Origin of the sequence: Oleiagrimonas sp., from assembly GCF_027858935.1 — a bacterium.
In the GTDB taxonomy this organism is placed as follows: domain Bacteria; phylum Pseudomonadota; class Gammaproteobacteria; order Xanthomonadales; family Rhodanobacteraceae; genus Oleiagrimonas.
On sequence record NZ_JAQIBU010000299.1, the window covers coordinates 1 to 9,762 of the forward strand.

Genomic DNA, 9,762 nt, shown 5'->3' on the forward strand with positions numbered 1-9,762 from the left:
GAGCGGTAGACGCCGGCTCCGTCCATGATGTCGTTGCGGATGTTGGGCTCGCCCGTACCCACCCAGACCACGCTGGGGTTGGAGCGTGACACCGCGATGGCACCGATGGACGCGCTGGCCTCGTGCTCGAAGATCGGCTTCCAGCTCTCGCCGCCGTCGCTGGTCTTCCACACGCCACCGGCCGCCGCGCCCACGTAATAGATCAGCGGATCGCCCGGGATACCGGCCACGGAGGAAACGCGCCCGCCGGCCACCGCCGGACCCAGGTCACGTACGTGCAACTGCGCGAACGGGTCCTTCGGATGACCCTGCGGTTGTGCCGCAACGGCAAGCATCGGCGCCGACAGCAGCGCGCAAATGAACATGATCAGGCTATGACGGAACTTGAAGGTCACAACGGTTCTCCCTGGCGAATCCACTGCCACGCCCTGCACACATTTCGCGCGGCACATGGCACCATCTTTTTCATAAATTTCTCGCGCATACAAGTGACGAAAGTTTGCACCCGTTGGCAAACATCCACGGGGGCCGTTCCTTGCATGCAGGCAAGGACCTCCATGGCGGGGCCACAATAGGCGCCCGTATCGCAGCCTCAAGGCCGCTCGCATGTAAGGTATCTGCAAGGCCAGGGCGTACACTTGTAAGGCTGCGCCGGGCAGGCGCCGCAACCGCTCCCGCATCGCACCCGGATACCGCCATGAATCTCAGCAACCGCATCCCAAGACCCTGGGTGGACCGCCGCAACACGGCGCGCCTGCTCCTGACCACCGAACTGGACAAGTTGCCCGCCGATGAACGCGAGATCGTGGAACGGTTCATCAACCGCAAGCACATCGCGCGCAACGTACTGCACGAATTCGACCAAAGCATGAGCTTCGGCGAGCGCCTTGCCGACAAGGTGGCGGAAGTCGGCGGCAGCTGGACGTTCATCCTCGCGTTCCTGTTCGTGATGTCGGCCTGGATGGGCTTCAACAGCTTTGTGCTGCATCGCGCGGCCTTCGATCCCTACCCCTACATCCTGCTCAACCTGGCGCTGTCGTGCCTGGCCGCGCTGCAGGCCCCGGTGATCATGATGAGCCAGAATCGTCAGGCCGAGGCCGACCGTGCACAGGCCAAGAACGATTACGAGGTCAACGTGCGCGCGGAACTGGAGATCCTCCAGGTGCACGAGAAGATCAATGCCCTGCGCGACAGCGAGTTGTCCGAACTGCTCGAAACCATGCGTCGCCAGGATATGCTGCTGACCGCACTCAACGCCCGATTGACGCCGGGCGACGGCTGATCGCCCGCGTATCGAATGTGGACGCACGCGCCTCCAGGATCACGCCCTGCTGCGTGCAGGCGCGGTTCCCGGCTTCAGCTTCTTTTGCTTTCAAACGTAATGGCTCCAGAGCAGGCGCGCTGATCGAAGCAGATCCATCCACGCGTTCATGCACTTCTCGCATGACCCGTGGAGATCCGTATCACTGGCGGCCCGCGTATAACCGCTGTTTGGCTTGGCATGGGTCGGACCGGAACCTCGCAAGTGGACGCAATCCCGGCTGGCGACCCGACATGGCCCAAAACGCAATTTTGGCGCTCGCTACCCCGGAGAATCGATGCATGTCTGACCGCGACACCCCCGTGTTCGAATCGGTCTGGGACTATCCCAGGCCACCGCGTCTCGAACCTGTCAGTGCGCGCCTGCGCGTGGTCTTTGCCGATCATGTGATTGCCGACACCACGCGCGGCTATCGCGTGCTGGAAACCAGCCACCCACCGGTCTACTACCTGCCGCCGGACGACATCGTGGACGGGTGCCTGGTCCGCGCGATCGGACACACATGGTGCGAGTTCAAGGGTACGGCATCCTACTGGACGCTTGAGCTCAAAGGACAGCGCTCCAAGCGCGCTGCGTGGAGCTACCCCGAACCAGGCGCGGCGTTCCGTCCCATCGCCGGTTATGTCGCCTTCTACCCAAGTCGGATGGACGCCTGCTGGGTCAATGACGAGCAGGTGACCGCACAGGAGGGAGACTTCTACGGTGGCTGGATCACCTCCAATGTCCGCGGTCCGTTCAAGGGCGCTCCCGGCACCCTGGGCTGGTGAGCGGAGGATGAGCGCAACCGTGGTCCGGGGCCTTCAGCCACCTGCCCAGGTACTGGTGACCGGCGCCAGCAGCGGCGTGGGCCTGGCCGCCGTGCGCCAGTTGCTGGCCCATTCCGGCGTGACGCGTGTCTTTGCCGTGTCGCGACACGCGAGCGCCTGCGAAGCACTGCGCACGCTGGCTGCGCAAGCGCCCTTGCAGCTTGTCCTTTTAGACGCCGACCTGACCGACGAAAAAGCGTTGTCTGCTCTGGCCCGGCAGCTTGCCGACCAGACCGATGCGCTGCATCTTGTTTTCCATGCTGCCGGCGTGCTGCACGAGGGCAAGCTGCAACCGGAAAAGAGCGTGCTCCAGGTGAACGCGAGCTCGCTGCAACAGGTGTTCGCGATCAATGCCTTCGCACCCATACTGCTCGCCGCGGCAGTGATGCCCCTGCTTGGGCACGACCAGCCCTGCGTGTTCGCCTCGCTTTCCGCGCGTGTCGGCTCGATTGGCGACAACCGGCTCGGCGGTTGGTACGGTTACCGCGCCTCCAAGGCGGCGCAAAACCAGTTGCTGAAAACCTTCGCCCTGGAACTGGTCCGCCACAACCCCAAGGCGTGCTGCCTGCTGCTGCATCCGGGCACGGTCGACACGCCACTCTCGCAACCGTTCCAGAAGCGCGTGCCTGCCTCGCAAATGTTCACGCCGGAACGCGCCGCCAGGCAATTGCTGGAGATCATCGCCCAGGCCCGGCCACACGACAGTGGCAGCTTCCTGGCCTGGGACGGCACGGCGATCGCCTGGTAATCGGACCGTACGCTCAGCCGTGCCAGGTACGCCAGAGCATGTAGCCTGCAACGACGACAAGGGCGCCTGCAAACACAAGGTTCAGTGCACCGCGGGTGCTGGCCAGGCGTTTGGCCAGCATGGCACCCAGCCAACCGCCGACAATGCCGCCGCCAATGAACTCCAGCGTGATGTGCCACTCGGGCATGATGCCCGAGTGCATGTAGCTCAGCGAGGTCGTCAGGGCCGAAGTGCCGACCGCGAACAGCGAGGTGCCGACCGCATAGATGGTGCTCATGCCGCTGGCGAAAATCAGCCCCGGCACGTACAGGAAGCCGCCGCCGATGCCGAAGAATCCGGCCATCGTTCCGGCACCAAATCCGACCGCGCCCAAGCGCGGCAGCATGTGTGGTTTCGGCCAGGTGCTTTGCGCATTGTTGCGCCGACCCCGGATCATCAGGAAGGCCACCACCAGCATCAACAGCGCAAACAGGAACACCAGATGCTTGCCGTCCACGATCTTGCCCAGCGTTGAACCCAGCCAGGCACCGATGATCATCGGTGGCGCGAATACAAAGGCGGCCTTCCACCGCACATGACCCGCGCGCGCATGGGGAATCAGGTTGGCGAAGGCATTCAGCGAGACGGCCAGCGCGCCGGTGCCAATGGCCTCATGCGGATCCTTGACGCCGACCACATACAGCAGCAGTGGCATCGCCAGCATCGAGCCGCCGCCACCGATCAAGGCCAGCGAGAAGCCCACAAGGGTGCCGCAAAACACCGCCACTGCCGGCAGGGCCCCTGGATCTGCAATCATGCTCCGGTCCCTTCTGCGTGCGGCCCTTTGTCGCTGCAGAACGCGGTGAACAGGGCCGACATCAGGGTCAATGCACGCGGATCGCGGATGGAATAAATCATCGACTGGGCCTCCCGCCTGGCCTCGACGATGCCTTCGCGGCGCAGCAGCGCCAGTTGCTGCGAGATCACGCTCTGCGCCAGGCCCAGTTCACCGGCCAGCGTGTTGACCGAGCGTTCGCTCTCGAACAGCTGGCACAGGATCATCAAGCGTCGCGTGCTGGCCAGGGACTTGAGCATGGACACGGCCGAATCGGCATTGTCCTGCATGATTTGGACCGAATTGCGCTGCGACCATGACTCGCGCGATCCCGACAGGAGCTGCTGGTTCATGAGGAGACCCCCATCTCGCGCAAGCGGCCCTCCATATCGGACAGATCGTACCCGGCCTGAGCGGCGGTCCGCAGGATCTGGTCGACCGGCATGTCCATCGCGCAGGCCTGCAGGGCCCACATGGTGGTCGAACGCATGCCGCTGCGGCAGAACGCATGCACCGGGGCCGGCATTTCGTCCAGTGCCCGTGCGAAAGCATCCACCGTGTCCCGGGTCCATTGTCCCGGCACCACCGGAATGTAACGGTACTCGATTCCCAGTCGACGCGCCGCAGTCTCCAGTGCTGCATGCTCGGGCTGGCCGTTCTCCTCGCCGTCGGGACGGTTGTTGATCAGGCTGCGTACGCCCAGATCGGCGAGTCCGGGCAGGTCTTCGGGGCGGACTTGCCCGGAAACGCGCAGGTGGGTCGTAAGTACATGGCTTTGCATTGGAATTTCCCGGTCTTCAGACCCGTTTGAAAGCATTGAGGGGGATTTTCAGATAGCGCATGCCGTTACTTTCCGGAGGCGGAAGGAGCCCGGCCCGCATGTTGACCTGCACTGCCGGCAGAATCAGATGCGGCATCGACAGCTTGGCATCACGCGCCGTGCGCATGGTCACGAAGTCTTCCTCGCCCACGCCGACATGCACATGGATATTCTCGCGCCGCTCGGCGTCGATACTGGTCTGGTTGACATAGGCATCACGCCCCTCGGGCTTGTAATCGTGGCAAAGGAACACGCGCGTGCTTTGCGGCAGCTCGAACAGGCGCTGGATCGAGCGGTACAGCGCATGCGCATCGCCCCCCGGAAAATCACAGCGTGCGGTGCCGTAGTCGGGCATGAACAGGGTATCGCCGACAAACGCCGCATCACCGATCACATGGGTCATGCAGGCCGGTGTATGCCCGGGGGTATGCAGGGCCATCGCCTGGATGCTGCCGATCGCGTAGGTTTCGCCATCGTGGAACAGATGGTCGAACTGGCTGCCGTCGCGGGCAAAGCCGGAACCGGCATTGAACAGCTTGCCAAACACATCCTGCACTGCGGAAATATGCTCGCCGATGCCCAGCGTCCCGCCCAGCTGGTCCTTGATGTAGGGCGCGGCCGAGAGATGGTCGGCGTGCACATGGGTGTCAATGACCCACTCGACCTCCAGCTTCCGTTCACGGACGTAGGCGACGATGCGGTCAGCGCCGGCATGGCTGGTACTTCCCGAGGCCGGGTCGTATTCCAGTACGCTGTCGATCACCGCGGCACGACCCGTCTGCGGATCGCTGACCACGTAACTGAAGGTATTGCTGTCGTCGTCGAAGAAGTCCCGCACTACGGGCGCCTTCGGTTGCTCACTCGTCATGCTGTTCCTCCCTCTCGCGTCGGACGTCGGTACTTCCCGACCACTGGGCCGCAAGCCACCATCCACCGGCCATGGCAACCACGAAAGCCCACAGGTCTGGCTGGCCACCACCAATCGAGACCAATGCCGGACCCGGGCAATAGCCGGCCATGCCCCAACCCATCCCGAACAACGCGGCGCCACCAAGCAGGCGCCACTCGATATCCTTCCGGGTCGGCCAATGGAAGGCCTCGGCCAACAGCGGCTTGCGTTTTTTTCCGACCCAGCGATAGCCGATGGCAGTGGTCAGCACCGCACCACCCATGACCAAGACCAACCGCGGGTTCCAGTGTCCGAACACGTTCAGGAAGCCCAACACGACCTTGGGCTGCGTCATCCCGCCAAGCGTCAGGCCGACACCGAACAACAGTCCGGAAAGCAGGGCCATGATCAATATTTTCACAGGCCCACCACCCAAACGTGCCGCATCATGTAGACCGTGAGGATGCCGGTGAGCATGAACACCACGGTCGCCATCACCGACACGCGCGACAGGCGCGCGATACCACATACGCCATGTCCACTGGTGCATCCGCTGCCCAACCGTGTCCCGACGCCAACCAGCAGGCCCGCCGCCAACATCCAGGGCAGCGATACCTGCGGCGAACCGATACCGGAACGCCCGGTCAGCAGCCACAGCACGCCGCCGGCCAGCACCAGGCCGAGCACAAAGGCCAGACGCCAGGCACGGTCGTGCGCCCCCGTGACCAGTCCGCCTGCGATGCCGCTGATGCCCGCAATGCGGCCCAGTGTCGCCAGAAGCAGGACGGCCGACAGGCCAATCAATACGCCACCCGAAAGGGACTGGATCCACGGACTCATATTCTTACCTTTGCATATTTGAAGAAACGCATGTTCATGTCGGCAGCGCATCGTGTCAACCTGAGCCGGGTCCGCAACCAGCGCATTTTTCGTCGGCGGGAACGGGCCGTGCCGGATCATGCGTTCCGGGCATTAACTTGCCTTGACAATTATATCTATGGATATATTATGCGCGGCATGCAAACCGATCCGGCCCCTGTCATACACCGTCCGCCAAGTCTTGGCGTGCTGATCGGACAGGTCCGAAACGAGCTGGTTCGCGCGCTGGAAACCGAACTGCATCGCCAGGGCGTGGACTTGCGCTACACCCAGTTCCTGGCCCTCAAGCGCCTGGCCATGGATGGACCGATGCACGCTGGCGAACTGGCTCGCGCCCTGGAGCACGATGCCGGGGCCATGACGCGCGTGATCGACCAACTGGAAAAGAAGGGATATGTCGTGCGCCAACCCAATCCACAGGATCGGCGCGCCCTGCGGCTTGCCGTCACCGAGTCGGGCATGGCGACATGGCAGCTTATTGCCAAGTCCCATGAGCGCACGCTCGAGCGCGCCCAGCATGAATTGACCACCGAAGAACGCGCGCAGCTGTTTCGCGCGCTGGAACGTATCCACGCCGCGCTGTGCGCCTCATGACGCCATCCTTCACGCCCAGACCACCGACCATGCGTATTGTCCCGATCCTCCTGTTTTCAGCGCTCGCCGCCGCCCTCGCGGGCTGTGCCAGCATGGGCGGGCCGCATCCCGCATCGCAGCCTCGCCAAGCCGGCCAACTGCAGGCCACACGCAGTTTTTCCGGTGTACCGACGGCAAGCCAATGGCCGGCAGGCGACTGGTGGACCGGACTGGGTGATCGGCGCCTGAACACACTGATCCACGAGGCGCTCAAGGACAATCCGGACCTCGCCATGGCCCGGGCCCGCGCACGCGCAGCCGAAGCCCGGGCCGGCGCTGCCGATGCCGCCAACCAGCCGCAACTGAGCGCCGGAGCCAGCATCTCCGGCGCGCGTCTGCCCACGACACTGATCGCACCCCCGTATGGAGGCCACTTCAACTGGGTCAAATACGGCTACCTGAAATTCAACTGGGACCTGGACCTGTGGGGTGGCCAGCGCGACGCATGGGAAGCTGCGGTGGGCCGAGCCCGCGCCGCGGCGATCGATGCCCGTGCCGCTCGATTGGATATTTCGTCCAATGTGGCACGTGCGTATGCCCATCTCGGCTATGCCTTCGAGCAACGCGACCTGGCGCACAAGGATCTCGATATTGCGAAAAAGGTGCTTCGCCTGACCCGGCAACGCCTGACAGCGGGTATCGACAACCAGCTGCAGGTGCAGCAGTCCAGCAGCGGACTGGCCACGGCGCGACAACGCATGGCCGCGGCCGACCGCGGCGTCTCCCGCGCCCGTCTGGTGCTGTCGGCGCTGCTCGGCAAGGGGCCCGATCGCGGCCTCCAGATCGCCCGACCGTCCACGCTCACTCCCGCAGCCGTGGCCCTGCCCTCGAAGCTGCCGGCCGAACTGCTGGGCCACCGCCCGGACGTGGTTGCCGCCCGCCTGCGCGTGCAGGCCGCCGGCAAGGACATTGCACGCGCAAAGACCCGCTTCCTGCCCAATATCAGTATCGGCGCACTCGCCGGACTGGCCTCCGGTAGCGGCACCTCGCTTTTTCAGCTGCCGGCACGCTTCTACCAGGTGGCGCCTGCGGTGAGTCTGCCGATCTTCGAGGGCGGCAGACTGCGAGCCAACCTGGCCGGGCGTGAGGCCGAGCGGGATCTGGCCGTGGCGCATTACAACAAGATCCTGGTCAACGACCTGGACGATATTGCCGACAAGCTCGACGCCATGCATGCGGTGCAGTCCCGGACGGCTGCGCAACAGAGCGCACTCACAGCGGCGCGCGAGACGTGGACATTGGCGATGCAGCGCTACCAGTCCGGCATCGGCAATGACTTGCAGGTGCTCAGGGCCCAGCACCAGTTGCTGGCTGCCAAGAGTGCCCGTGACGCGCTGCATGCCGAGCAGGTCGACCTTTCCATACAAATGATTCAGGCACTGGGTGGCGGCTTGCAACTGAAAACCGCTGCCGTCCACTCCTCCAGGCCTTCCCCCGATTCTCACCGAGACACCCCATGAGCAACGAACAGGACAACGCTGAAACCAACGCCGAAAACAAGCGCAAGGGCCGTCGCGGATTCCTGTTGCGCGCGCTGGTGCTCGTGATCGTGCTGGTCGCGATCGGATGGACCCTCTGGTACATATTCGAGGGACGCTGGTACGCCGACACCGATGACGCCTACGTCAAAGGCAACGTGGTGCAGATCACGCCGCAAGTGCCCGGTACCGTCGTCAGCATCGGCGCGGAAGACGGCGACCTGGTACATGCCGGACAGGTGCTGGTGAAGCTCGACCCCAGCGACGCCGAGGTCAACCTGCAGATGGCCAAGGCCAACCTGGCGCGTACCGTGCGCCAGGTGCGTGGCTTGTTCAGCAACGTGCAGAGCGCACAAGCCGACCTGAAGACACGACGGATCGCGCTGTCCAAGGCACGTGCAGACTACGAGCGACGCAAGAACCTGGCCAGCAGCGGGGCCATATCTGCCGAGGAACTGGCGCATGCCCGTGACGCACTGGACGCAGCCAAAAGCGCACTCAGCTCCGCGCAGCAGCAATACCATCGCAGCAAGGTGCTGGTCGACGACACCGTGATCGCCTCGCACCCGGACGTGAAGGCCGCTGCCGCCAAAGTGCGTGCAGCCTACCTGGCCTACGTGCGCACCACGCTGGTGGCGCCGGTCGACGGATATATCGCCAAGCGCACCGTGCAGGTCGGGCAGCAGGTGCAACCGGGCCTTCCACTCATGGCCGTGGTTCCGCTGCACCAGGTCTGGGTGAACGCCAACTTTAAGGAAACCCAGCTTGGCGACATGCGCATCGGCCAGAAGGTCACGATGGTCTCGGACCTGTATGGCAGCGATGTGACTTTCCATGGCCGCGTGGCCAGCCTGGGCATCGGCACCGGCAGTGCGTTCTCGCTGCTCCCGGCGCAGAACGCCACCGGCAACTGGATCAAGATCGTGCAACGCGTGCCGGTGCGCATCACGCTGGACCCTCACGACATCGACAAGCATCCGCTGCGCATTGGCTTGTCCATGAGCGCATCGGTGAACCTGCATGACAAGAGCGGCCCGGTGCTGGCACAGCACACATCAAACAAACCGCAACTCACCACCGATGTCTACAAGCGGCAGTTGCACGCCGCCAATCTACTGATCAAGAGGGTCATCCACGCCAACATGGGGCACAAGGGGAACTGAGCCGCCCAACGCCGCCGACTGCCTCCGCAGCCGGCGGCTCAAACTACCTTTCACGACCCGCCTGACGGGTCGCCCTCCAACGAGCATACGCGCTCCCGCATGCCTGCAGCCGACCGTTGCAGCCGATGGCCATGGATACCCATTTTCGCCCCCCCAACCTGGCATTGACCACGATCGGCCTGTCGCTGGCCACGTTCATGCAGGTGCTCGA

12 protein-coding genes and 1 pseudogene are annotated in these 9,762 nt (G+C 64.0%); 6 read left to right on the forward strand and 7 right to left on the reverse strand.

What is annotated here, in order from left to right:
• Positions 1-395: pseudogene (locus PF446_RS11005) on the reverse strand (hypothetical protein); the annotation flags it as partial.
• 302 nt (positions 396-697) lie between these two features.
• Between PF446_RS11005 and PF446_RS11010 the strand changes: the two are divergent.
• From PF446_RS11010 to PF446_RS11020, 3 genes are all read left to right on the forward strand, one after another.
• A complete protein-coding gene (locus tag PF446_RS11010) occupies positions 698-1,282 on the forward strand; it encodes a DUF1003 domain-containing protein (protein ID WP_298071512.1) in 585 nt (194 codons plus the stop codon).
• A 320-nt stretch (positions 1,283-1,602) separates the two neighbouring features.
• Complete coding sequence (locus PF446_RS11015; protein WP_298071513.1) at positions 1,603-2,088, forward strand: DUF427 domain-containing protein; 486 nt, start codon at positions 1,603-1,605, stop codon at positions 2,086-2,088.
• 7 nt (positions 2,089-2,095) lie between these two features.
• Positions 2,096-2,875 (forward strand): SDR family NAD(P)-dependent oxidoreductase, encoded by a 780-nt coding sequence (locus tag PF446_RS11020; RefSeq protein WP_298071515.1) that lies wholly within the window; start codon positions 2,096-2,098, stop codon positions 2,873-2,875.
• 13 nt (positions 2,876-2,888) lie between these two features.
• Here PF446_RS11020 and PF446_RS11025 read toward each other — a convergent pair whose 3' ends face one another.
• The 6 genes from PF446_RS11025 to PF446_RS11050 are packed head-to-tail and all read right to left on the reverse strand — an operon-like array spanning position 2,889 to position 6,238.
• Positions 2,889-3,671, reverse strand: a complete 783-nt coding sequence (locus PF446_RS11025; RefSeq protein WP_298071517.1) for a sulfite exporter TauE/SafE family protein — start codon at positions 3,669-3,671, stop codon at positions 2,889-2,891.
• Entirely contained in the window at positions 3,668-4,042 is a 375-nt protein-coding gene (locus tag PF446_RS11030) for a metalloregulator ArsR/SmtB family transcription factor (RefSeq protein ID WP_298071519.1), read from the reverse strand. The genes PF446_RS11025 and PF446_RS11030 overlap by 4 nt, the downstream gene beginning before the upstream one ends.
• A complete protein-coding gene (locus tag PF446_RS11035; RefSeq protein WP_298071521.1) occupies positions 4,039-4,470 on the reverse strand; it encodes a TIGR01244 family sulfur transferase in 432 nt (143 codons plus the stop codon). The genes PF446_RS11030 and PF446_RS11035 overlap by 4 nt, the downstream gene beginning before the upstream one ends.
• A gap of 16 nt (positions 4,471-4,486) precedes the next feature.
• Positions 4,487-5,377, reverse strand: coding sequence for an MBL fold metallo-hydrolase (locus PF446_RS11040; RefSeq protein WP_298071523.1), 891 nt, complete (start codon positions 5,375-5,377; stop codon positions 4,487-4,489).
• Positions 5,367-5,819, reverse strand: coding sequence for a YeeE/YedE family protein (locus tag PF446_RS11045; protein ID WP_298071524.1), 453 nt, complete (start codon positions 5,817-5,819; stop codon positions 5,367-5,369). The genes PF446_RS11040 and PF446_RS11045 overlap by 11 nt, the downstream gene beginning before the upstream one ends.
• Positions 5,816-6,238 (reverse strand): YeeE/YedE thiosulfate transporter family protein, encoded by a 423-nt coding sequence (locus PF446_RS11050; RefSeq protein ID WP_298071526.1) that lies wholly within the window; start codon positions 6,236-6,238, stop codon positions 5,816-5,818. The genes PF446_RS11045 and PF446_RS11050 overlap by 4 nt, the downstream gene beginning before the upstream one ends.
• Before the next feature lie 168 nt (positions 6,239-6,406).
• On the opposite strand from PF446_RS11050, the gene PF446_RS11055 reads away from it, so the two are divergent.
• The 3 genes from PF446_RS11055 to PF446_RS11065 are packed head-to-tail and all read left to right on the forward strand — an operon-like array spanning position 6,407 to position 9,551.
• Entirely contained in the window at positions 6,407-6,871 is a 465-nt protein-coding gene (locus tag PF446_RS11055; RefSeq protein WP_298071528.1) for a MarR family transcriptional regulator, read from the forward strand.
• Entirely contained in the window at positions 6,868-8,370 is a 1,503-nt protein-coding gene (locus tag PF446_RS11060; RefSeq protein WP_298071530.1) for an efflux transporter outer membrane subunit, read from the forward strand. The genes PF446_RS11055 and PF446_RS11060 overlap by 4 nt, the downstream gene beginning before the upstream one ends.
• Complete coding sequence (locus PF446_RS11065) at positions 8,367-9,551, forward strand: HlyD family efflux transporter periplasmic adaptor subunit (RefSeq protein ID WP_298071532.1); 1,185 nt, start codon at positions 8,367-8,369, stop codon at positions 9,549-9,551. Before PF446_RS11060 ends, PF446_RS11065 begins: the two co-directional genes overlap by 4 nt.
• Positions 9,552-9,762: the final 211 nt, after the last annotated feature.